Below are 21,844 nucleotides of genomic sequence, written 5' to 3'. Positions count from 1 at the left end.
CGCGATAGACGAAACGACATCAGGTCATTGTCCTTCCATGAACTGATCCTGACCGACGATCCCCATCTTTGTGATGCCAAGTCTCTGGGCATCGGCAAGGACGTGGGCGACGGTCCTGTAATCAGCCAGGCGGTTTGGATGGATATGCATCTCCGGCTGGTCCGGTGTCGAAGCAGCCTGCATGAACCGCGACTGGAGATCAGCTTCGCTGGTTATGGGGGTTCCGTTCCAGGAGACGCTGTTATCGAAATCGATCGCGACAGTCACCACCTTCGGGTCCGGAGCGGACGACGGCGGCGGGTTACCCTGTGGCAGATCCATTGAAACAGAATGGGTCTGGAGCGGAATGGTGATGATGAGCATGATCAGCAACACCAGCATCACGTCGATCAACGGCGTGGTGTTGATATCGACAATGCCTTCGTCTTCCGTCGTGCTATCGGATCCGACATTCATGCCCATAGTGGCATCACTCTCTCACATTGATCCCGCGGCGTCACGTCACGGTCCTGAAACTGCTGAGACGCCTGCGGGACCTGGTTTGGGCTGACGTGCCCGCCACGTTGCGTGGCGGACACGGTTCTCATCACTTACGAGTGGGGCTGCTCGGTGATGAAGTCGATGTGGTAGATGCCCGCTTCCTGACAGATCGCGACCAGCTTACCGACGGCTTCATACTTTGCTGCCGCATCGCCACGGATCATGATCTGTGGCTGAGGCTTCAGTACGGCCACCTTCTCGAGCCGCGCCAGAAGATCGGCATGGCCCTTGATGGGGGTTTCGTTCCAGTATGCCGTCCCGTCCGCAGTCACCGCCAGAGTAATATTGTTTGGCTTGATCTTGCTTGGGGTATCGGCGTCCTTTGGCAGCTGCACCTTCACCGAATGGGTCGCCACCGGAATGGTGATCAGGAAGATGATGAGCAGCACCAGCATGACGTCGACGAGGGGCGTCGTGTTAATCGCGGATACGACCTCGTCTTCGTCACCACCGCCTCCGACGGACATTCCCATGGTTCAGGCCACCCGGTTGGAGACGGTTGACGTGGTCGGCGAGTTGTCTGAGCGGACGACGATTGTCTCATGAGCCGCGCCATGACGGAAGCCACCGATGAGGATGGACTGAAGATCGGACGCGAAGTTACGGACCTTATCCATGGCGCCTTTGTTGCGACGGACGAGGAGGTTGTAACCGAGCACGGCCGGGACGGCGGTTCCGAGACCGATGGCTGTCATGATCAGCGATTCACCGACAGGGCCGGCGACTTTGTCGATCGAGGCCTGGCCTGCGATGCCGATGGCTGTCAGGGCGTGATAGATACCCCAGACGGTTCCGAACAGACCGACGAACGGTGAGGTCGAGCCGACGGTTCCGAGGAAGGCGAGGCCGCCCTGGAGGTTGCTCTGCACGGAGTCAACCGCGCGCTGGATCTGCGAGGATGTCCAGTCGCTGAGGTCGATGGATTCCTGCATCGTGCCTTCGTGGTGTTCGGCGGAGACGATGCCGGTATCGGCGATGTAGCGGAACGGCGAGGAGCTCTTCAGGGAAGAAGCGCCTTCCTGGAGGGAGGGCTTTGACCAGAAGTTTTTCGCGGCTTCCTTGGCGGCACCGAACAGTTTGGCCTGCTCGAAGAACTTCGTGATCATGATGTACCATGTGCCGACCGACATGATGACCATGATGACGAGCACGCCACGGGCGATGATGTCGCCGTTGGCCCAGAGAGCGCCGAGGCCGTACGGGTTACCGGCCGGGGCTGGCGGGGCTGCGGCTTCGATCGGAGCCGGGGCTGGCGCATCGGTGGCGGGAGCAGGCGCGTCTGCTGCGGGAGCAGGGGCTGCGGCGTCGCCGGCCGGGGCTGCCGCAGGAGCGGATGCGTCGGGTGCCGGAGCGGCATCGGGCGCGGGAGCTGCTGCGGGAGCGGGGGCATCGGTCGCCGGTGGCTGCGTGTCCTGAGCGAACGCGACAACCGGAGCGGCCGAACTCAGCAGAACCGCCAGCGCGGGAACGGCCATACCGGGGAGCGAAAAGCGGCGAAGCAGTCTTGTCATTGTAATTCTGGTCCTCGTCATGAGCAGCTGCCGTGATTCTGTATGGCAGCTGCTGGTGAGATCGTTACTACGCTGGCTTGTGACGATTACTCGTCACTCAGGCTGAAGGTGATCGTGTAGGCGTGGTGGAACTCTTTGATCGGAACGCCATTCGCTGTTGCCGGCTGGTATCTGGCCTTCCGGACATAATCGAGAGCCGCCCGGGCAAAATCCTGACCGCCGGAGACGCTCGTGACCTTACAGTTGCTTGTCTGGCCGCTTGGCTCGACGTCGCAGACCACTGTTGCCTTACCTTCGCGGCCTTCATCCTGAGCTTCCGAGGGATACTCGAGCTCAACATGGTTGATCGGACGCGATCCGGCGAGATGATCCGGGACCGGCGGGCCGACCGGAGCTGCCGGAGATGGCGGCGACTGCACCGTTGCCGGTGGCATGGCCTTCGGCGGCGGCGTGTGGGTCACGTGCTGGATGACCTGCTGCGGCGGCGGCTGCACCTGAATCTTCGGCGGCGGAATATACGGCGGCGGTGGCGTGGTCATCTGCGGAGGTGGTGGCGGTGGCGGTGGTGGCGGCGGTGGCTTCACCTCCTTGATCACCTCGGTCTTGATCGGCGCGTGCGTCTCGGATTTCGGCTGTTTATCGACCCACGTGTAGTAGATCACGCCCATGAGCACGGCCAGAAAGGCAACACCTCCGATACCGATGGCCTTTTGCATCGGATTTCGTTGCTGTTGCGCGTAGTCCATCATACTGGAAACCTCCTCGACTTCTGTCACCTGACTTCGCCAGTGAGTTTTGTGAACTCACGGACGCACAGCCGGACTCTCCTGAACCGCTGGCCATGCAGCCCTGTGACACTCCCCCGCCCCTCCTGCCGTCTGGACAAGGGCGACAGGCAGGACGGATCGAGCCTCTGGCCTCTCGATTGGGCTATCGACGGCCGATGATGTCAAGAAAGATATTAACCGAAATGAAAACGTTCGCGCCGGGGGCAGGAAGCCTAAAAATTACGCAGGTTTCATTTCTGTGTAAGAACGGCGGACGACAGCCAGATGGCTGCGCTGACGACTACGGGTGGTCAGAAAACTGCCTGCTAAACAGGCTCCATTTTTTATACGCATTCCGGGGGCTTAACGCCGCAGGCACGACGAAAGTGAGCCTGCGGGTCAGTTTTGTGGCCATGAGGACGGCGGAAGTCGCCGTGATACGATCATCAGCGTGATCTGTCCTGATCCGGGGTATGGAAATGACATTACGGACGGGAATGAGGTCGCTTCGGGGAGGCATGCGGCGCGTCACAGAGGGATTTATTCCGTTACCGCGATGAAACGCGACTGTCGGGCGAATGGTTCCTCATCAGATTAAATTAAAATACGAAATTTAATTATGTTTTTTTTGAATATAACAGATCAGAAATGGTCTCTGATCGGGCATGCCAGCGTCATGACAGGGCATAATTCTTTTGTGAATGTGTGAAACCTGACGGGAAAATGAAGAAACAGCCTGTTTCTAAAGCAAAAAAAACGGGCCGGCCTGGTCAGACCAGGCCGGCCCGGATTTGTTTGCGATTCGTAACAGCGCCTTACTGTGCGGAGGCGCTCGCTTCCGAGCGTGTCGCGCCGACGCGGGCGGCGAGAGACGCGGCCATGAAGTCATCCAGATCGCCGTCGAGCACGGCGTCGGGATTGCCTTTCTCAACGTTGGTGCGGAGGTCCTTGACCATCTGGTAGGGCGCGAGGACGTAGGAGCGGATCTGGTGACCCCAGCCGATATCCGTTTTGGCGGCTTCCGTCTGGGCGGCGGCGGCCTCGCGCCTTTGCAGTTCAGCTTCGTACATCCGGGCGCGCAGCATATCCATGGCTGTTGCGCGGTTGCGGTGCTGTGACCGGTCGGTCTGACAGGCGACGACGATACCTGTGGGGATATGGGTGATACGGATGGCGGATTCGGTCTTGTTGACGTGCTGTCCGCCGGCGCCGGAGGCGCGGAAGGTATCGACCCTGAGATCGGCTTCGTTGATGTCGATCTCGATTGTATCGTCGACGACCGGAAAGACCCAGACGGAGGCGAAGGAGGTCTGACGGCGGGCGGCGGCGTCGAAGGGCGAGATGCGCACGAGGCGATGCACGCCGGCTTCGGTTTTCAGCCAGCCATAGGCATTCGGACCTGAGACCTGGACGGTGACGGATTTGATTCCGGCCTGTTCGCCTTCGGAGCATTCGATCAGGGTTGTTTTATAGCCGTGGGCTTCGGCCCAGCGGGTGTACATCCGCAGCAGCATTTCGGCCCAGTCCTGGGCTTCAGTTCCGCCGGCTCCGGCGTTGACTTCGAGGTAGCAGTCGTTGGAATCGGCCTCGCCCGAGAGCAGGCTCTCCGTCTCGCGGCGACGGGCTTCCTCAGCGAGCTTACGAAGCGTTTTTGTCGCTTCGGCGGCCATGGCCGCGTCCCCTTCCTCCTCGGCCATGGCGACCAGTTCTATGCTGTCCGCCACGTCGGTTTCGAGGCTTTGCACACCTTCGATCTGATTGGCGAGCAGCGTGCGTTCCCGCATCAGCTTCTGCGCGGCTTCGGCATCGTTCCAGAGGTCGGGATCTTCGACCCGGTTGTTCAGTTCGGCAAGTCTGCCCTGTGCGACATCCCAGTCAAAGATGCCTCCTCAGCAGCGCGACCGACTGCTTAATCTGTTCGTTGAGCGCTTCTGTCTCGGCGGACATGCGACCGCACTCCATTTCGGGGTTGTGAGACCGGCCTCAATACAGGCCGCCCATACCGATGTCACCCCCGGCGGGCTGGTTTGGCTGTGCCGCGGCCGGCGCACCGGGGGCTCCGGGTTTTGCGTCGCCTGCCGGCTGCGGTCCGGCGCTGGAGACCATATCGTTTTCCGAATCCGCCAGATTTTCCGCGCCGGTATCGGCGGCGGTCAGCTCGCCGGTTCCGGCCGTGCCGCTGAAATTGGCGCTTTCGCCTGGTGTCTGATCCTGTTTGAACGCATCGACGGTGATACCGCGTCCGGTATCGTACCGGACCAGGGTGACGCCCTCCGGCACGCGGAACTCCAGGCTAGGACGGCTTGCGAGCGCTGTTTTCATGATGCGGTTCCAGATCGGCCCGGCGATGGCGCCGCCGGTTTCGTTCTTACCGATGGATTGCGGGGTGTCGAAGCCGATCCAGACGACGGTCACGAGGTCGGCGGAGTATCCGGCGAACCAGGCGTCATTGAAGTCCTGACTGGTGCCGGTCTTGCCGGCAATCGGGTGATCGATCCCCTTCCCGGCCTGGATGCCGGTGCCGCGACGGATGACGTCCTGGAGCATGGTTGTGATCTGAAAGGCACTGTCGGGGCTGGCGACGGGTGCGCGAAGGTCGGCCAGGACGGGGTTACTGTCCTGACCAGGGGCTACGATGACGGGCGCTGTGCCTGGCGCCATTGCCGGCTGGCCGGGGGTCGGTGGTGTGGCAGGTGTTGTGGCCGGGCCTTCGGCGCCGCCCTGATCGGCGGCGGGAAAGATAGCTGCGTCCGGGGAGGCGGGCGCGGGTACGGCGCCTGATGGTGTGCTGGTGAGGACGAGACCTTCGGGGCGCCAGACGACGTGTCCATCGCGATCCTGCACGTCATCGATCAGGGTCGGCGTAACTTTCTGGCCGTTATTGGCGATGGTGGCGTAGGCGCCGGCTTCACGCAGGACGGTGGTTTCGACAGCACCGAGGGCGGCGGGCAGCACGTGCGGCATTGTCTGGACGAGGCCGATATCGGTGGCGATTTTAGCCACGCTTTTCATGCCGATATGGGCGGCAAGGCGGATGGTCACCAGGTTGCGGGACTCACGCAATGCGTCGTGCAGGGTCGTCGCGCCCCAGAAATCCTTTTCATAGTTGCTGGGATGCCAGCTTCCGTAGGAGACGGCGGAATCCGCAAATTTCTGCGACGGGGAGATGCCCTGTTCCATCGCGGCGAGATAGACGAACGGTTTGAACGAGGAGCCGGGCTGACGCAGGGCCTGGGTGGCGCGGTTGAACTGCGAGGCTTCGAAGGACCAGCCGCCGACCATGGCGAGAACGCGGCCGGTGCGGACGTCCATTGTCACGGCGGCGCCCTCGATCCGGGGGATCTGGCGGATGGCGACGTGGCTGTCTTCAGCCTGGGGCTCGACCATGAGGACATCACCGGGGCGAAGGGCGCGGAAGACGCGCATCCAGCCGAGATCCCGCGCCAGAAGCGTGCCGTGGCGGGGCGTGCCGCCTTCGGCCCAGCCAACGCTGCCGCGACCGGAATCGAGCACGACGGCGAGGCGCCAGCGATCAAGCATTCCGGAGGGGCGGGCGGTGGCGGTCAGGAGGGGCATCCACTCTTCGTCACTCTGAGACGTTTTCACGCCGTCCAGGTGGGTGACGGCACCACGCCAGCCGCCGTGGGAGCGGTCATAGCCGGTGAGACCATCACGCAATGCGTCTGTCGCCAGCGATTGCAGGGCCGGGTCGAGGCTGGTGTGGACGTTGAGGCCGCCCTGCATGGTTTGCTGGGTGCCGTAGCGTTCGATCAGTTCCCGACGGACTTCCTCGCCGAACCATTCGGAGCCGGGGATGGGACCGGGGCGGTGGAAGTTTTTCGCGATGAGGGGCTCGGCCTGGGCCGCCGTTGCGGCTTCACGCGAAATCGCGCCGGTTGTCACCATTTCGCCCAGGACCAGGTTGCGGCGCATCCGGGCGACGTCCGGATAGCGGAGCGGGTTATAGTTGGTCGGGGATTTGGGAAGGGCGGCGAGGACGGCGGCTTCGGCGTCATCGAGCTGATCGAGTGGTTTGGCGAAATAGGCCTGTGAGGCGGCGCCGATGCCGTAGGCGCCGTCACCGAGGTAGATTTCATTGAGATAGATTTCGAGGATCTTCTCTTTCGGCAGCACCTGTTCGATGCGCATGGCGAGCAGGGCTTCGCGGGCTTTGCGCTGGAACGACACGGCGTTGGAGCCGATGAGCATGACGCGGGCGACCTGCTGGGTGATGGTTGAGGCGCCCATCGGCCTGTGGCCTTTGCCGCGAGTCAGATCTGTCAGGCCGGCACGGATGATGGCCAGCGGATCGACGCCGGCATGGTTCCAGAATTTATGGTCTTCGGCGGCGATGAAGGCGTTTTTCACGCGGTCCGGGATGGCGCTGTAGGGCACGAATACGCGGCGTTCGGCGGCGAGTTCGGCGATCAGGCGGTCATCGCCGGAGTAGAGGCGGCTCATGACGGGCGGCTGGTAGGAGCGCAGGCCGTCCACGGTTGGCAGGCCGGCGACGATACCGGAATACTGGCGCCAGGCGGCGAGGCCGGCGACGCAGGTGCCCAGGAGGAGGATGGCCAGGGACGAGCCGAGGAATTTGCGCCACATGCGGAAGCGGGGACGGCGTGGGGGGAGGCCGCCGAACGGGCCGCCGCTGTTGCCGCCGCCCGGACCACCGCCTGAACCGTTGCCGCCGTTTCCGGTGTCACGGGGCGTGGTGCCAATGGAGGTGCCAGTGGAGGTGCCGGTCGGGGCACCCAGACGGTCTTCGCTGGTGACGCGCCATTCATCGTCATGGCTTTCGGACGCGAACAGGCGCGGGGGGAGTGACCAGGGGAAGCGATGACCGGCGGGCGCAGAGCCACCGTGACCTGCACTCAGTGCGGGGACAGGCAGGGAGGCGGGGAACAGGCGGAACATCATGGCGGCTCTCTAGCACCCTCGCAAACGGTCGTCGCCCCCCGGAGCCACGGGAATTCGACGGGATCCGGTTCTTCGCCCAGGCGCTGCCGGAGCGGCGATATCGGAGACTGATATCAGGTTATAACGCTTACACTCTGGAATCTGGCTGTGGCAGTTTTATGGTCGGCGGCTCCGGTGTATTTTCGGGGCTGGTCCCGGTCAGACAGCGCGGTCAGTCATTCCCGTCACCCCTCCCCCGTCAGCCATTGAGGATAACGCGACTGACGGCATCACGCACACGGCGGGAGTCGGGCGAGGTGAGGCTGGAAAACCAGGTGGAGAGCCGACCCTCGCGGTCGATGATGTATTTGAAGAAATTCCAGCGTGGATGAGCGAGCAGGCCGCCCTGTGTGGCGAGCCAGCGGAAGAGAGGCGTGGTTTCGGCGCCTTTGACGTGACATTTCGCGGTCATCGGGAAGCTGACGCCGTAATTGCGGGAGCAGAAGGTGGCGATTTCCGAGGCGTCGCCGGGTTCCTGTTTGCCGAAATCGTTGCTGGGGACGCCGATCACGCCCAGTTCGTGATCGGTTTCCGACCACAGGGCCTGGAGGCCTTCATATTGCGGGGTAAAGCCGCATTTCGAGGCGGTGTTGACGATCAGCATCGGTTTGCCGCGCCAGGCTCCCAGATCGATCGTTCCGCCTGCGAGGCCTGGCAGGCTGAAATCATAGGCGCATGGCATGACGGCTTCCTCTTTAAGTTCTTCGGGCGAGTTCTTCGCGCGGATGTCTTTTTGCGAGTGTTTTTTCCGTTTGTGTCCAGGTGCCAGTCCGGGCGGTTTTTGTCGAGAGTTGGGGGTGGAAAGCGTGCGATGCGGACTGGACAGAGTGACATGCGGCGCGGAGAGTTGCCCGGAATTTTGATTCGGACCCGGATTGATGACTGTTCTGCGCGGCCTTGCTGCAATCCTGTTTCTGGTGGCAGTCGGGATTGCCTTTTCCACCAACCGCCGGGCGATCCGGCCCCGGGTCGTGCTGGCGGCGCTTGCCGCGCAGATTACGATCGGGGCCGTGGTGCTGTTTGTGCCGCCGGGGCGTGCGGCGCTGCATGCGGTATCGGCTCTGGTGGGCGAGGTTCTGGCCTGCGGGGCTGAGGGCGCGGCGTTTCTGTTCGGGCCGCTTGTGGGGCCGGAGATGCAGCATGTGTTTCCGGGCGGGGCGTTTATTTTTGCTTTTCAGGTACTGACGGAGATCATTTATGTCAGCGCGCTGATTGCGGTTCTGTATCATTTCGGGATCATGCAGTGGGTAGCGGAAGTGGTCGGGTCGCTGGTGAAGCGCCTTCTCGGCACGTCGGTTGTCGAATCGTTTTCCGCGGTCATCACGATTTTTGTCGGCCAGAGTGAGATGCCGGTTGCCATCGCGCCTTATCTGCCGCGCATGACGGATGCGGAGATGTTCGCGGTGATGTGCAGCGGCACGGCGTCGGTGACGGGATCGGTTCTGGCGGGCTATGCGGCGCTGGGCGTTCCGATGGATTATCTGATCGCGGCGTCTTTCATGGCGATACCGGGCGGTCTGCTGTTCGCGCGTTTGCTGATGCCTGCGACTGAGCCGTCGATGATCACGGATATGCGTGATCTTCGTGAGCCGGCGGATATGGGCATTCCGGACGGGCCGGACAGGAAGCCGCACGGCTCCGCGAATGTTTTTGAGGCGATTGCGACGGGGGCTTCGGCCGGGACGCAGGTGGCTGTGGCGGTGGCGGCGATTCTGATCGCTTTTATCGGACTGATCGCGCTGACGGATCGTCTGCTGGGGGCTGCGGGTCATGCGTCTGGATTCGGCATGGTGTCGCTGGCTGGTCTGCTCGGGCATGCTTTTGCGCCGCTGGCCTGGCTTCTTGGCGTGCCATGGGATGAGGCTGGCACGATTGGCGGCATTATCGGGCAGAAACTCGCCTTTAACGAGTTTGTTGCTTATGTGAGTCTGTCTCCGCACATTCATGCCGCAACGCTGGATGAGCACAGCATCGCCATTGCGTCTTTTGCGCTGTGCGGGTTTTCGAACCTGTCCTCGATCGGGATTCTGATCGGTGCTTTTGGCAGTGTGATTCCGGCGCGGCGCGGTTTTGTGGCGCGGATGGGGGCGCGGGCGGTGCTGGCGGGATCGCTTTCAAATCTGACCAGTGCCGCGATTGCCGGTCTGTTTCTGGGCTGATCTGTTTCTGGTGTGGCCTGTTTCTGCTCTGAAATTTTCTGACCAGGTTTCCGTCTGTTTCGCCGGCCATCACGCCATGGCGGGCGCGGAAAAAATATGCCACGCTGCCTGCCGGTGCCACCGTGGATTGAAGCAGGACGGTACAGGCGTATTTTACAATCGCGCTGACGCTGTTACGACTGCGGATGCTGCCGCGGAGTCAGACCTGATGGGGAACCATTGACGCGGCCGGGGGTTTATTGTGGCTGTCAGCGGCGCCCCGAAGCACGCCGTTCGGGCCGGGAGATTGTGCCTTTCATGCCGTTGCCATCCATGCAGCCCCTTCATGATTACGCTGGCGGGCTTTACCAGATCAATTTCAGAAGGAGCGCGCGCGTGGCCCGACAGACCCTGGCTGTGACGTTTGCACTGACGGTTTCGGGGCTCGTGACGATTTCTTCCCCTGTTTTCGCGGCTGTTCAGTCAGAGGGGTCATCTTCGGCTTCATCGCAAAGTGCCGCTGGCAGTGCTGTGACCACGACGGATCGTCTTGTATTCCGGTTGCGGGAGGCCAGTCTTGGGCCAGGTTATGGCTGGGGTGACGGGGTGCTGCATTATAAAGGCCGGGACTACGCCGTACGGGTCACGGGTGGAGGTGGACCGGCGATCGGGTATTCCCATTCCTGCGCTGAGGGATCGGTGGATAATCTTGGTTCGGTTGATGATTTCGACAGCACTTTCTGGTCGGTCGGGGCCGAGGCGACGGCGGGCAGCGGGATCGGAACGATGGCGCTGCAGAATGGCCGCGGGGTTGAGCTGCATCTCTCCACCCGGACGAGCGGAGCGCGGCTTTCGGCGGAGACGGCCCGTTACCGGTTCCGGATTCTCGGTCCGGCGAAGCAGAGCTTTGAGAGTTCGCACTGTCCGGACTGATGGCGGCCGGTGTTTTATTTAAGTGAAATTTTGTAAGATCCTGTTTCAAAGGGTTGGCAGAAGACCGGGCTCCGCCTGGACCCGGCAGGGACCACAGGCCCCTGCATTCCGGCTTGTTTATCAAAACGGTCTGGAAAGGCTCTGTTTGCGGTCAATGCGGGTGTTTTCTCAGGGCTTTGCCCTGGAATCCACCAAAGGTCACAGACCTTTGGAAACCATTTTATTGTAAACAGATCGGGGTGCAGGAGCCTGCGGTCCCTGCCGGGTTCGGGCAGAGCCCGGTCTCCACTCATCCTCTAAAAAATCACAGATCAGCACGTACCGCGAACAGCCGGTTCTGTTTTGCTTTGTGCGACCTGGATGCGGGTGAGTTACAGCAAACGCCTGAAATTTCAGATGAGATCGGGAGAGATATTCGGCCCGTTCATCGGACAGGGTGCTGATCGTCCGGATCACCGGAATCCTGAACATCAGCACAGGATCGAACGGCGGCCTGCCCCCTTGCGCCCATCCGAATATGCCAGAGCCTGATCCTGGTCACGTCGGAAGCCTTCAAAATCCATAGTCCGGGAAAAGGGGGCATCAGGCTGGTCGCCCAACCCGCTCAGGCGCGCAGACGATCCTCAACATCGAAGAAACTGGGCTGCTTCATCTCGATCCCTCCCGAAAACCTCGCGAGAGAATGGAATCAAAGCTTAAACGTCAGTGCCAGGATTTTTCGAACCGTCCGGATTTTTCTGTCGCGGGCGCAACCACGGGCAGCATCGCTGCATGGAAGAGCATCAATAGTGATATTACAGGAGTTTTTTATGAAGATGGTGCCCAAGGGCGGAATCGAACCACCGACACTGCGATTTTCAGTCGCATGCTCTACCAACTGAGCTACTTGGGCACCGGGCGGATGGGACTGGACCATCGCGCGATGGCGAGCGTTTAACCCGGTCTCGATCCAAGATCAACCCGTGTCTGCTCATTCTCTTCTGAACCGGTCTCAGGTTCTTCATCGATGAACGGGCCTGGCACGCGGTAATCCTGGGAAAACCACCGTCCGAGGTCGATATCGGCGCAGCGACGGGAGCAGAAGGGCCGGAATTCGGCCATTGTGGGTTTGTGGCAGATGGGACAGGTCTGGTTCTTACTCATCATCAGTCACCCATGACAGAAACGGCATTGAGGGATCGGCCCGCAGGGTGAGCGGGTATCCGCACCAGGACACAACATCCTCGCAGGCCAGCGAATCGTCTTCAAGAGCCCGCGCGACGCCGAGGCCGGCACGCAGGACCGGTCGGCCCGCTCTGTGCGTCGCCTGGCTGGCGATCAGGTGACTGGTGACCAGATGACGCAGGGCCTGCATGGCCTGTCCATGGGCGCCTGAGAGAAGTTCATGGAGTGGGGGGTGGATGCGGGTGCGCACGATTTCAGCCAGCCCTAACGCTGTGATGCCGAGGCAGCGCGGGCGAAGCGGATCGGAGCGAAGTTCAGCTTCGATGGGTTCCCGTAGTGCCTGGCGTTTGCGTGCATTCAGGCCAGCCGGGTCGATAAGGATGGCGCCTGAGAGGTTTCGCAGCCGGATCTGCCTGAAAAGTGTCGGGAAGGCGGCCCGGTTTGCGGCAAACTGGGCGGTCTGTTTTGCCTGGAGGATGGCGGAAGCGGAGCCGCTGTCCATGTCGATCGCCACCAGAGCGGGGGTTGGCGTGATCGTGGCGCGCATCCCGCCGGGCAGATCGATTTCGGGCGTGGTCAGGGTGTCGACGGCATCCTGAACGCCATCATCCCATGCGGAGGGGACGCGCTTCACACGGTCTCTTAAACTGGTCGGGATGCGGGCGGCGAATGTCGGGTGATCGACCAGAATGGGGCCGTGCCAGCGGGCGGCCAGTTCTTCGAGCGGGGATGGGCCACGCTTCAGGAGTGTTATGTCGCCTTTGGCCGGTGCGGCATCCGGCGCGGCGCGCAGTCGGGGGCCTTTGCCTGCCATGGCGGCACGGGTGACGCGGACAATGACGGACTCGCCTTCGCAGGTGCCTTCAGCGCCATCCCGGTCTGAAAGAAACCCGTCAGCGCCTTTTCCAAGTGTGACGAAAGCACCGCCGAGAGCGGGAACGCGGCTGGTGATCCGGCCTCTGTGGGTGTCTCCCACACCGTCCGGGTGGCCGGGAGTCCAGATCGCGAAATCCTGAAGCTCTCCATTTTCCATGACGGCAATCCGCGCTTCACCTGGAGAGCAGGCGACACGGAGTGTTGCTGTCACGGCAACCATCCGCCCTTCTGGCCCCGAAGGAGCTGAGCGGTCTCGAAGAGGGGCAGGCCGATGACGGCCGAGGCGCTTCCCGAGATGAAACGGATGCAGGAGGCGGCCTGTCCCTGAAGGGCATAGCCGCCGGCCTTACCCTGCCAGTCGCCGCCATCCAGAAGAGATTCGATCTGCTGTTCGGTCAGGCGCGAAAACGTGACAGCCGTTTCGACGATTCTCAGTCCGGTCCGGCCTTCCGGCCATTCCTGGCCTGGCTGGACGGCCACGGCTGTGATGACGGTGTGACGGCGGCCTGAAAGGCGGCGCAGGCAATCCTGTGCCGTCTGACGGTCATCTGCCTTCGGGAGGATACGACGACCGAGCGTCACCACGGTATCAGCGGCGAGGATCAGGGACGCGTCATTGCTGCGTGCGGCGACGATCCGGGCTTTTTCACGGGCCATCCGCTCTGCGTAGGAGCGGGGGAGTTCATCGCGACCGGGTGTTTCGTCGATATCGGGGACATCGATCCGGTCCGGGATCAGGCCGATCTGCTCAAGCAGGGCCAGGCGACGGGGCGAAGCCGACGCCAGCACCAGAGCCGGACGCGCAACGGAACCCGCACCCGGATCGGCTGCCGGGTCTTTTTCCGTTCGCGGCATGTGGCTTACTTGAACCGGAAGGTGATGCGACCCTTGGTCAGGTCGTACGGCGTCATTTCAACGCTCACCCGGTCACCTGCAAGGACGCGGATGCGATTTTTGCGCATTTTCCCGCTCGTGTGGGCGAGAATCATGTGCTCATTGTCCAGCTTGACGCGAAACATGGCGTTGGGAAGCAGTTCCGTGACGGTCCCGCTGAATTCGATCATGTCTTCCTTAGACATGGTAAGCTTTATCCATTCTGTGCTTCATCCGTGCAATTGATAGGGCAAATACTGCGGCGATATGTAGAGCGCGGGCGGCTACGGTCAAGGTTTAAGCCCTGAAGCGCGGTTTTATTCGGTATCGTGACCGGTTTCGAGCCTGGCCGAGATGCTGAGAGCGTGGGCTTCGAGACCTTCCGCCTTTGCGAGGACGACGCCTGCTGGCCCGACGCGCTGCAATGCTTTCCGGTCGCCTTCGATGAAGGTCGTGCGCTTGAGAAAGTCATAGACAGAGAGGCCTGAGGCGAACCGCGCCGTGCGCGATGTCGGCAGGACATGGTTGGGGCCGCCGACGTAATCGCCCACGGCTTCGGGGCAGAAACGGCCGAGGAAAGCGGCGCCGGCATGCCGGACCTGCGCAAACAGGGCGGCGGGGTCATCCAGCATGATTTCGAGATGCTCGGGGGCGATGCGGTTGATGAGACTCGCGGCTTCGGACCATCCGGCGACCACGATGACCGCGCCGAAATCCCGCCAGCTGGCACTGGCGATCGCGGCTCTTGAAAGTGTTTTCAGTTCGTGTTCGACGGCGGCGGCAACACGGTCCGCGAAGCCCGTATCATTTGTGATCAGGATCGACTGGGCAAGTTCGTCATGTTCGGCCTGGGCCAGCAGATCGAGGGCCACAAGGCGAGGATCGTTTTTTGCATCCGCGACCACCACGACTTCCGAGGGGCCGGCGATGCTGTCGATTCCGACATGTCCAAAGACCTGGCGTTTTGCCTCCGCGACATAGGCATTCCCCGGACCGACGATGCGGTCCACGGGAGCGATTGTCTTTGTTCCGAATGCCAGTGCGCCCACGGCCTGAGCGCCACCGATCCGGTAGATTTCGTCGACTCCGGCCCGTTCTGCTGCTGCGAGGACGAGCGGACTGAGGACGCCGCCGGGGGTTGGCACGCACATGGCGAGACGCGGCACGCCTGCCACGCGGGCCGGAAGGGCATTCATCAGAACGGAGGACGGATAGGCGGCCTTACCGCCTGGCACGTAGAGACCGACGGCATCGAGCGCGGTCCAGCGCTGGCCAAGGGTCAGCCCGTCCTCGTCGGTGAAGCTCATATCCTGAGGAAGCTGGGCGCGATGGAAGCGTTCGATCCGGGAGGCGGCGAAGTTGAGGGCTTCGAGCTGTTCCGCCGGCACTTTTGCCACGGCGGCGGTGATTTCCTCGCCGGTGATGCGCATGTGGCCGGGTGTCAGTTCGAGGCGGTCAAAGCGGGCCGTGTAGTCGCAGACGGCTTCGTCGCCTTTTTCCCGGACGGCGGCGAGGATGGCGCTGACGGGGGCGTCAACCCGGGCGCTTTCGGTTTCGCGGGTGTTCAGAAGAGAGGAAAATTCGGCTTCAAATTCTGCAGAGCCGGTGTCCAGACGTTTCATGACTTCAGTTCTCACTCACGGATCAGACGCCCCGGAGGGCTCTGGCCCTCATCCCGCAAGAGCGGCTCGGAAGCGGGCGATCAGCCCTGAGATGGCCTCGGGCCGGGTTTTCAGTGCTGTACGATTCACCACGAGGCGACTCGTGACATGGGCGATGGTCTCGACTTCCCGCAGGCCGTTGGCGCGGAGGGTCGATCCTGTATCGACGAGATCGACGATCAGGCGTGACAGACCGAGCATCGGGGCCAGTTCCATCGCACCGTGCAGATGGACGATATCGGCGTTGATGCCGCGTGTCGCGAAATGCCGGCGGGTGATTGCCGGGTATTTCGTTGCCACCCGCAAGGCCGAGTAACGCCGCCAGTCTTCATTCGGATCATCACTTACCGGACGTGCGACCGAGACGCGGCAGCTGCCGATTCCGAGGTCGAGCGGTGCGTAGAGTTCAGGATAATCGAACTCCATCATGACGTCGGCGCCGCAGATACCGAGCTGGGCGCCCCCCTGGGCGACGAAGGTCGCGACGTCGAAGGAGCGGACGCGGACCACGTCCAGCAACGGGTCGCTGGTTCCGAACCGCAGTCTTCTGCTGCTTTCATCGAGGCAGTCAGCATCGGGAACAATCCCGGCACGGGCCAGCAGCGGTGCGGCGCCTTTGAGGATACGGCCCTTCGGGAGGGCGAGGACCAGGGGCCGGCTCTCCATCCCGTGATGACGCGAGGGGGCTTCGCTCGTCAGAGGCGATGCTGCCGTGTCAGCGGCTTCGCGCAGGGCCAGATCTGAATTGCGGTCCGCGGTCATCATGCACTCCGGAGGCCTGTTCCGGGCCAGAGGTGGCCATACCTGTGGAAGGCCGGTGAAACAGGCGCGGGACTTATCATAACGGAGCGCCAGCGCCAAAGGCCGATCGGGGCATGGAGGCGGGTTTATTGTTTTGCAGGGAGAAATGAGGGGGGTGTCGTGCTCCCTGCCCGGCACTTTTACTGTGGTTTGCAGGTGTCCCCGCATGCGTCGTTTCTGCTGCTGCTTTCGCGATCGATTGCCGGTCAGCCTTGCTCTTCGCGCCTTCGGGCGGTAGAAGCCCGCCTCTGATCCCCAGCATTCCTCTTCCAGGGACACGTTATGAAACAACAGGCGAACCTGATCCGCGCCGGACAGGTCATCGAACATGATGGCCGTCGCTGGACGGTCCTCAAGCAGCAGATCATCACCCCGGGCAAGGGCGGTGCGTTCATTCAGGTCGAGATGCGTGATCTGAAGACCGGCAACAAGACCAACGAGCGGTGGCGCACGGCCGATACGGTTGAGCGGCTGATCACGGAAGACAAGGAATACAACTATTCCTATTCCGATGGTGAAACGCTTGTGCTGATGGATCCGGAGACGTTTGAGCAGTTCATGATCCCGGTAGATCTGCTCGGCGATCAGGCACCGTTCCTGCAGGACAACATGGTTCTGAACGTCAATCTTGTGGAAGGCGATCCGGTTGCCGTGACGCTTCCGCCGCATGTGACGCTTGAAATCATCGAGGCTGATCCGGTGGTGAAGGGGCAGACCGCGAGTTCGTCCTACAAGCCGGCCATTCTTTCGAACGGCGTCAAGACGATGGTTCCGCCGTTCATTGAAGCGGGCGAGAGTGTTGTCGTTCGCACGGACGATGCCAGCTATGTTGAGCGCGCGAAGTCCTGATCCGGACGGGACGCATGAGCATGTTGCCGGGCGCCGATCAGCCCGGCTGCATCTGATCCAGACCTTAATTTCAGGACAAAAACACCGTGGCAATGCGCCTTTCTCCCGTGATGACCGTGATGCAGGCTGCCGCTGAAAAGGCGGCGCGGCGTCTTCTGCGTGATTTCAATGAAGTCGAGCAGCTTCAGGTCAGCATCAAAGGACCGGGCGATTTTGTCTCTCAGGCGGATATTCGCGCTGAGCGGACCATTCGCGAGGAACTGGAACGGGCGCGCCCGGGCTATGCGTTTCTGATGGAGGAATCCGGCGAGAGCGGCGGCGACAACTGGACGTGGCGCTGGATTGTCGATCCGCTGGATGGAACGACCAACTTCCTGCATGGCCTGCCGCACTGGGCGATCTCGATCGGTCTTCAGCGCCGGCATGAGAACGGTTCCGTCGAGATTGTGGCGGGGCTGGTTTACAACCCTGCCGGCGGAGAGATGTTCTGGGCCGAGAAAGGCGTGGGCGCGTTTCTGAATGACCGCCGGATGCGGGTTTCGGCCCGGCGCGAGATGCTGGAATCGCTGTTTGCGACGGGGATTCCCTTTGCGAAAGTCCCGGCCCGGCTGCGCCTCCCTTTCGCCCGCGCGATGGGCACGCTGATGCCGCAGGTGGCGGGTATTCGCCGGTTTGGGGCGGCGGCGCTGGATCTCGCCTGGGTGGCGGCCGGACGGTATGAGGGCTACTGGGAATTTGGCATCCGCCCCTGGGACTGTGCAGCGGGTGCTCTTCTGGTTCGTGAGGCTGGTGGATACTGCACCGCGCCTGACGGGACGGATCTCAATGATCTTCCTGACGACGTCATGATTGTGGCGGGCAATACGCATCTGCACGGCAAGCTGCGTGAGATCGTCGCGGACAGTCTGACTGCGAAGGCCTGAGCTTTTCGGTTATGCCCGGTCGCGGCTTTCCGGTGCGATTCCGAACTGTCGCGGGCAGGTTGTCCCGGCTGTCCGGCGGCCAGTTTTTTGCAGCCGGTGCAATCTGCCTTAGGGTTCGCATCCATGTCGTTGTTATCCATGACCTTCTCAGACCGCAGATTTTCTCGCCGGATACGGCTGGCAGCGTGTCTGTCCGGCGCTGGTGCGCTCCTGATCATGCTCTCTGTCACTGAGGCCACGGCTCAGGTCACGACGGATACGAGCGCGCTTGATTCGATTGCGCCCGTGAAAAAGCCGGCGGCTCCGGAGCGCAGCCAGAGCCGGGAGGCAACACGGCGGCACGGCAATGGCGGGGCGGAGACGACCCGTCATAGCCATCCGGAACCCGCAGCCACCTCAGCCAGGAAGGCAGAGACTGCTGCGCCGGCTGGCGGAACCGGCGCAGCGCAGGGGAGCAGGGTTTCCGGCGCACGATCGGAGTCCGCCCCGGGAAAGCCGCCTCCTCCGGCAACCATTCCCCTGGCGCCTCCGCCGCTGCCTGTTCTGACGCCACCGTCTGTGCCGGTTGAGCTGCATCCTTTTCCGATGCCCGCCGATCCGCCGGCGGAGAAAGACGCTGTCGGGAATGCTGTGCCCGTTGAAGGCGGGATGCGGATTACGTTCGCGCCCGATTCCGTCAAACTGAACACCGAGACACGCGCCGCGATTCTGGCTGTGGCTCAGGCACTGAAAGAGCGGCCGGAGACACGGGCGCTTGTGGATTCGACGGCCAGCGGGCCTGTGAATGATCCGTCCCGACCGAGGCGGATGTCACTCAGTCGTGGTCTTGTGGTGCGGGCGGTTCTGATGAACGCAGGCATCCCTTCGACGCGGATTTATGTGCGCGTCATCGGGTCACCCTCGAAGACTGGCATTGAGCTTCCTGCGGATCGTGTGGACATCAGGCGGTCTGACGCGGTACCGTAACGGTTTCCTGATTCTCCTGCCCTGAGGCATTCGATGACAAAACCCACGATCTATCTCCTGCGGATGGTCGCGTTCCTCGGATGCGTCGCCGTTGTGGCGGTCCTCCTGTGGAAGCCGCTCTATGCTGCCTTCTTCAACAACCCCGCGCTGGACGGGCTGATTCTGGTGATTCTCGGCATCGGGATCGCGTGGAACATCCGTCTGGTTCTGCGGCTCCGGCCAGAAGTGAACTGGGTGGAGACTGTTCGCCAGAATCGCAACACTCTCGCGCAACCCGAGCCCCCGAAGATGCTGACGGCGGTTGCGACCGCGATGGCGGCCCAGTCGGGCCGGAATCGGATTGCGCTGTCGACACCGGCCATGCAGTCGCTTCTGGACAGTCTTTCGGGGCGACTTGAAGAGGGGCGCGAGGTCTCGCGCTATCTGACCAGCCTGCTGATCTTCCTCGGGCTTCTGGGCACGTTCTACGGGCTGTTGCTGACGGTGGGCGCGATTGCTGATGTGATTGCGGGCATGTCGGTCGGGGATGGCGACATTGCTGTGATGTTCGATCAGCTCAAGGCCGGGCTGGCGAAACCGCTGCACGGCATGGGCACGGCGTTTTCAGGCTCTCTGTTCGGTCTGGCAAGCGCGCTGATTCTGGGCTTTCTCGATCTGATGGCGGGGCAGGCGCAGAACCGGTTTTTCAATGATCTGGAAGAATGGCTGGCCAGTCTGACGCGGTTCTCCTCGACGATGGGAAACACGGAGGGCGACGGGAACATTCCGGCCTATGTGCAGGCGCTGCTTGAGCAGACGGCGGAAAATCTTGAGACATTGCAGACCGTGCTTCGGGCCAGCGAGGAACAGCGGGCACAGCAGACGCAGGTACTGACGCGGCTGAGCTCGCATCTCGGGACGCTGACCGGAGGACATGAGAGCGAGGACTCCCGTCAGACGCAGGCGCATATGCGGAACATCGAAGCGCTTCTGACACAGCTGATCTCTGAGAGTGAGCGCGGGCGGCAGCAGAGTCTGGCTGACATTCGCAGTGATCTTCGTCTCGTCGCCCGGACGGTTGCCGCGGCGAACGAGCAGAACCCGCGCTAGGAGGCGGCGGCGATGCGCCCGGGACGTCGGGGACGGACCAGTCATGCCGGGCTGAATGCCTGGCCGGGCTATGTCGATGCGCTCTCCACCCTGCTGATGGTGGTGATTTTTGTGCTGCTGGTGTTTGTGCTCGGGCAGGCGTTTCTGTCCGTGGCGCTGAACAAGCGCACGCATGTGCTGGACAGACTGCAGGTGCAGGCGGCGGAGCTGACGCGGATGCTGGCTCTGGAGCGTGGGCTGACGAAGGATCTGCGCGGCAATCTGGCGGTGCTGACGGCGCAGCATGACAAGGATACGGCTGCTGCGGCGGCGCTGGGCAGTCAGCTTTCGCAGGCGCAGGTGGCGACGCAGCATGCGAATGAGCTGGATCAGACGGCTGAGCAGAAGGTCCTGGCGCTGAACGATCAGCTTTCGGCGCTGAATGCGCAGCTGACCGCGATTGCGCAGGCGCTGGATGTCTCGAAGAAGGACATGATGGATCGGGATGCGAAAATCGCCGATCTGGGCAACCGGCTGAACATCGCGCTGGCGGATAAGGTGGAGCAGCTGAAGCGTTACCGGTCTGAGTTTTTTGGTCGCCTGCGGGATGTGCTGAAGGATCAGAAGGGCGTTCAGATTGTTGGTGACCGCTTTGTCTTTCAGAGCGAGGTTCTGTTCCCTGTGGGCAGTGCGGACCTTACGCCGCAGGGCGTGACGGAGATCAGGACGCTGGCGAAGACGTTCCGGCAGGTCTCGTCGCAGATTCCTGTCGATGTGCCGTGGATTTTGCGGGTGGACGGTCATGCGGACCGGCAGCCGATTCATACGGCGTTTCCGAGCAACTGGGAGCTGTCTTCGGCGCGGGCGATTACGGTGGTGAAGCTGCTGATTGCCGAGGGGGTTGATCCGAAGCATCTCGCGGCGACAGGGTTTGCGGATTATCAGCCGCTGACGAGCGGGACTTCAGTGGCGGATTTTGCCCGGAACCGTCGGATCGAGTTCCGGCTGACGGATCGGTAAGGGCGGTTCACTTTCCCCGGAGAGTGTATTCCGGGGGGCGAAGTATCCGTTATGGTCAGGCTGTTTCTGGCGCCTGTGACTGAGGCTTTTCTGTTTTGCGAGGAGGGGGATACAGGGTTCGACACCCTGATCAGCAAGGGAGTTCCGGATCCTGTTGCTGTTATATCCGCAGTCGCCGATGAGTTCGGTGGTCTCCCCGGGCAGATCAGCAGGAAGCCACTTCGGCTCCCTTGTCATCGCTGACCTGGCCTGCCGTCAGATGCAGGCGGACAGGTCGCCACGGGTGCACCCGATAGGGCGGGATCATGGATCCGTTGGGACCATGTGCTCATCGTCTTTATAATGGTCAGTCGTTTCGATTTGTGATTGCTGTCTCGTTGAAAAGACTGGTGTGCTACAGGTGATGAAGCAGAGAACTGGAAGTTCTTGATATCCCCACCCTAAAAACAGCCTGCACCCCCCAATGACGACGGAATGACGCACCAATGCTCAGAAAGCAGGCTGCTTCATTCCGACATCCTGCCGCAAGATCACAGGTTCATCCCCGCGCAGGCGGGGAACACTCTATATTGACGCTACGGGCATCACCAACAGCCGGCTCATCCCCGCGCAGGCGGGGAACACCCAAACGCATGGTGGGACGGCCGACCCTCGGGCGGCTCATCCCCGCGCAGGCGGGGAACACTAGAGCGTGATGATTTTATGTTGGTCCATATCCTGAGTTGGTGAAGTAGTTGGCGCATTCGCTGGGAGTGTAGCTGCGCAGGAGTTCGCCGATGGTTGAACTGACTGCGT

At 62.0% G+C, this 21,844-nt stretch carries 20 protein-coding genes, 1 tRNA gene and 1 pseudogene; 7 read left to right on the top strand and 15 right to left on the bottom strand.

Annotated features, from left to right (window positions below):
• Positions 1-24: 24 nt before the first annotated feature.
• The 7 genes from GOB85_RS09685 to GOB85_RS09655 all read right to left on the bottom strand — a co-directional run bounded on the left by GOB85_RS09685 (position 25) and on the right by GOB85_RS09655 (position 8,459).
• Positions 25-462, bottom strand: coding sequence for an ExbD/TolR family protein (locus GOB85_RS09685; RefSeq protein ID WP_173577363.1), 438 nt, complete (start codon positions 460-462; stop codon positions 25-27).
• Between the two features lie 128 nt (positions 463-590).
• Positions 591-1,013, bottom strand: a complete 423-nt coding sequence (locus tag GOB85_RS09680; protein ID WP_173577364.1) for an ExbD/TolR family protein — start codon at positions 1,011-1,013, stop codon at positions 591-593.
• A 3-nt stretch (positions 1,014-1,016) separates the two neighbouring features.
• Positions 1,017-2,051: a MotA/TolQ/ExbB proton channel family protein gene (locus GOB85_RS09675; protein WP_173577365.1), complete on the bottom strand. Its 1,035-nt coding sequence runs from the start codon at positions 2,049-2,051 to the stop codon at positions 1,017-1,019.
• An 86-nt stretch (positions 2,052-2,137) separates the two neighbouring features.
• Positions 2,138-2,800, bottom strand: coding sequence for an energy transducer TonB (locus GOB85_RS09670; protein WP_173577366.1), 663 nt, complete (start codon positions 2,798-2,800; stop codon positions 2,138-2,140).
• A gap of 833 nt (positions 2,801-3,633) precedes the next feature.
• A protein-coding gene (gene prfB / locus GOB85_RS09665) for a peptide chain release factor 2 (RefSeq protein WP_173577367.1) occupies positions 3,634-4,765 on the bottom strand; the annotation gives its coding sequence in 2 pieces (ribosomal slippage) (positions 3,634-4,695 and positions 4,697-4,765; 1,131 coding nt in all).
• A gap of 36 nt (positions 4,766-4,801) precedes the next feature.
• On the bottom strand, positions 4,802-7,738 hold the full coding sequence (locus GOB85_RS09660) for a penicillin-binding protein 1A (protein WP_242011417.1): 2,937 nt from the start codon (positions 7,736-7,738) through the stop codon (positions 4,802-4,804).
• 238 nt (positions 7,739-7,976) lie between these two features.
• Positions 7,977-8,459, bottom strand: a complete 483-nt coding sequence (locus GOB85_RS09655; RefSeq protein WP_173577368.1) for a glutathione peroxidase — start codon at positions 8,457-8,459, stop codon at positions 7,977-7,979.
• 196 nt (positions 8,460-8,655) lie between these two features.
• Here GOB85_RS09655 and GOB85_RS09650 point away from each other — a divergent pair, with 196 nt between their 5' ends.
• Together GOB85_RS09650 and GOB85_RS09645 are read left to right on the top strand one after the other, a co-directional pair.
• The gene (locus GOB85_RS09650; protein ID WP_173577369.1) at positions 8,656-9,936 is read left to right on the top strand and encodes a NupC/NupG family nucleoside CNT transporter; all 1,281 of its coding nucleotides are present in this window, start codon (positions 8,656-8,658) and stop codon (positions 9,934-9,936) included.
• A 297-nt stretch (positions 9,937-10,233) separates the two neighbouring features.
• Positions 10,234-10,848: a hypothetical protein gene (locus GOB85_RS09645; protein WP_242011416.1), complete on the top strand. Its 615-nt coding sequence runs from the start codon at positions 10,234-10,236 to the stop codon at positions 10,846-10,848.
• Between the two features lie 378 nt (positions 10,849-11,226).
• Here GOB85_RS09645 and GOB85_RS09640 read toward each other — a convergent pair.
• The 8 genes and pseudogenes from GOB85_RS09640 to hisG all read right to left on the bottom strand — a co-directional run.
• Positions 11,227-11,500, bottom strand: a pseudogene (locus tag GOB85_RS09640) (transposase); the annotation flags it as partial.
• Positions 11,501-11,664: 164 nt separating this feature from the next.
• Positions 11,665-11,740, bottom strand: a tRNA-Phe gene (locus GOB85_RS09635).
• Between the two features lie 41 nt (positions 11,741-11,781).
• Complete coding sequence (locus GOB85_RS09630; RefSeq protein ID WP_173577370.1) at positions 11,782-11,994, bottom strand: DNA gyrase inhibitor YacG; 213 nt, start codon at positions 11,992-11,994, stop codon at positions 11,782-11,784.
• Complete coding sequence (locus GOB85_RS09625; protein ID WP_194298743.1) at positions 11,984-13,108, bottom strand: ribonuclease E/G; 1,125 nt, start codon at positions 13,106-13,108, stop codon at positions 11,984-11,986. Before GOB85_RS09625 ends, GOB85_RS09630 begins: the two co-directional genes overlap by 11 nt.
• A complete protein-coding gene (locus GOB85_RS09620; RefSeq protein WP_173577371.1) occupies positions 13,096-13,743 on the bottom strand; it encodes a Maf family protein in 648 nt (215 codons plus the stop codon). The genes GOB85_RS09625 and GOB85_RS09620 overlap by 13 nt, the downstream gene beginning before the upstream one ends.
• Positions 13,744-13,748: 5 nt before the next feature.
• Positions 13,749-13,967, bottom strand: a complete 219-nt coding sequence (gene infA, locus GOB85_RS09615) for a translation initiation factor IF-1 (protein WP_146889024.1) — start codon at positions 13,965-13,967, stop codon at positions 13,749-13,751.
• Between the two features lie 111 nt (positions 13,968-14,078).
• Positions 14,079-15,383 (bottom strand): histidinol dehydrogenase, encoded by a 1,305-nt coding sequence (gene hisD / locus GOB85_RS09610; RefSeq protein ID WP_173577372.1) that lies wholly within the window; start codon positions 15,381-15,383, stop codon positions 14,079-14,081.
• A gap of 48 nt (positions 15,384-15,431) precedes the next feature.
• Complete coding sequence (hisG, locus tag GOB85_RS09605) at positions 15,432-16,088, bottom strand: ATP phosphoribosyltransferase (RefSeq protein WP_173577387.1); 657 nt, start codon at positions 16,086-16,088, stop codon at positions 15,432-15,434.
• A 417-nt stretch (positions 16,089-16,505) separates the two neighbouring features.
• Here hisG and efp point away from each other — a divergent pair, with 417 nt between their 5' ends.
• The 5 genes from efp to GOB85_RS09580 all read left to right on the top strand — a co-directional run bounded on the left by efp (position 16,506) and on the right by GOB85_RS09580 (position 21,049).
• A complete protein-coding gene (gene efp, locus GOB85_RS09600) occupies positions 16,506-17,072 on the top strand; it encodes an elongation factor P (protein WP_173577373.1) in 567 nt (188 codons plus the stop codon).
• A 92-nt stretch (positions 17,073-17,164) separates the two neighbouring features.
• Positions 17,165-17,995 carry an inositol monophosphatase family protein gene (locus GOB85_RS09595; protein ID WP_173577388.1) on the top strand — a complete coding sequence of 277 codons (831 nt, stop codon included), beginning with the start codon at positions 17,165-17,167 and terminating at the stop codon, positions 17,993-17,995.
• A gap of 123 nt (positions 17,996-18,118) precedes the next feature.
• Complete coding sequence (locus GOB85_RS09590; RefSeq protein WP_173577374.1) at positions 18,119-18,961, top strand: OmpA family protein; 843 nt, start codon at positions 18,119-18,121, stop codon at positions 18,959-18,961.
• A gap of 33 nt (positions 18,962-18,994) precedes the next feature.
• Positions 18,995-20,050, top strand: a complete 1,056-nt coding sequence (locus tag GOB85_RS09585) for a flagellar motor protein MotA (protein WP_173577375.1) — start codon at positions 18,995-18,997, stop codon at positions 20,048-20,050.
• Positions 20,051-20,062: 12 nt separating this feature from the next.
• Positions 20,063-21,049, top strand: coding sequence for a peptidoglycan -binding protein (locus tag GOB85_RS09580; RefSeq protein ID WP_173577376.1), 987 nt, complete (start codon positions 20,063-20,065; stop codon positions 21,047-21,049).
• Positions 21,050-21,844: the final 795 nt, after the last annotated feature.

This window comes from Acetobacter fallax (genome assembly GCF_011516735.1).
GTDB lineage: Bacteria > Pseudomonadota > Alphaproteobacteria > Acetobacterales > Acetobacteraceae > Acetobacter > Acetobacter fallax.
This window is presented reverse-complemented; position numbering and strand designations above follow the sequence as displayed.

Coding starts and splice junctions, on each gene's coding strand:
- GOB85_RS09685 (WP_173577363.1), bottom strand. CDS start 462: ATGGGCATGAATGTCGGATCCGATAGCACGACGGAAGACGAAGGCATT.
- GOB85_RS09680 (WP_173577364.1), bottom strand. CDS start 1,013: ATGGGAATGTCCGTCGGAGGCGGTGGTGACGAAGACGAGGTCGTATCC.
- GOB85_RS09675 (WP_173577365.1), bottom strand. CDS start 2,051: ATGACAAGACTGCTTCGCCGCTTTTCGCTCCCCGGTATGGCCGTTCCC.
- GOB85_RS09670 (WP_173577366.1), bottom strand. CDS start 2,800: ATGATGGACTACGCGCAACAGCAACGAAATCCGATGCAAAAGGCCATC.
- GOB85_RS09660 (WP_242011417.1), bottom strand. CDS start 7,738: ATGATGTTCCGCCTGTTCCCCGCCTCCCTGCCTGTCCCCGCACTGAGT.
- GOB85_RS09655 (WP_173577368.1), bottom strand. CDS start 8,459: ATGCCATGCGCCTATGATTTCAGCCTGCCAGGCCTCGCAGGCGGAACG.
- GOB85_RS09650 (WP_173577369.1), top strand. CDS start 8,656: ATGACTGTTCTGCGCGGCCTTGCTGCAATCCTGTTTCTGGTGGCAGTC.
- GOB85_RS09645 (WP_242011416.1), top strand. CDS start 10,234: ATGCCGTTGCCATCCATGCAGCCCCTTCATGATTACGCTGGCGGGCTT.
- GOB85_RS09630 (WP_173577370.1), bottom strand. CDS start 11,994: ATGATGAGTAAGAACCAGACCTGTCCCATCTGCCACAAACCCACAATG.
- GOB85_RS09625 (WP_194298743.1), bottom strand. CDS start 13,108: ATGGTTGCCGTGACAGCAACACTCCGTGTCGCCTGCTCTCCAGGTGAA.
- GOB85_RS09620 (WP_173577371.1), bottom strand. CDS start 13,743: ATGCCGCGAACGGAAAAAGACCCGGCAGCCGATCCGGGTGCGGGTTCC.
- infA (WP_146889024.1), bottom strand. CDS start 13,967: ATGTCTAAGGAAGACATGATCGAATTCAGCGGGACCGTCACGGAACTG.
- hisD (WP_173577372.1), bottom strand. CDS start 15,383: ATGAAACGTCTGGACACCGGCTCTGCAGAATTTGAAGCCGAATTTTCC.
- hisG (WP_173577387.1), bottom strand. CDS start 16,088: ATGGAGAGCCGGCCCCTGGTCCTCGCCCTCCCGAAGGGCCGTATCCTC.
- efp (WP_173577373.1), top strand. CDS start 16,506: ATGAAACAACAGGCGAACCTGATCCGCGCCGGACAGGTCATCGAACAT.
- GOB85_RS09595 (WP_173577388.1), top strand. CDS start 17,165: ATGCGCCTTTCTCCCGTGATGACCGTGATGCAGGCTGCCGCTGAAAAG.
- GOB85_RS09590 (WP_173577374.1), top strand. CDS start 18,119: ATGTCGTTGTTATCCATGACCTTCTCAGACCGCAGATTTTCTCGCCGG.
- GOB85_RS09585 (WP_173577375.1), top strand. CDS start 18,995: ATGACAAAACCCACGATCTATCTCCTGCGGATGGTCGCGTTCCTCGGA.
- GOB85_RS09580 (WP_173577376.1), top strand. CDS start 20,063: ATGCGCCCGGGACGTCGGGGACGGACCAGTCATGCCGGGCTGAATGCC.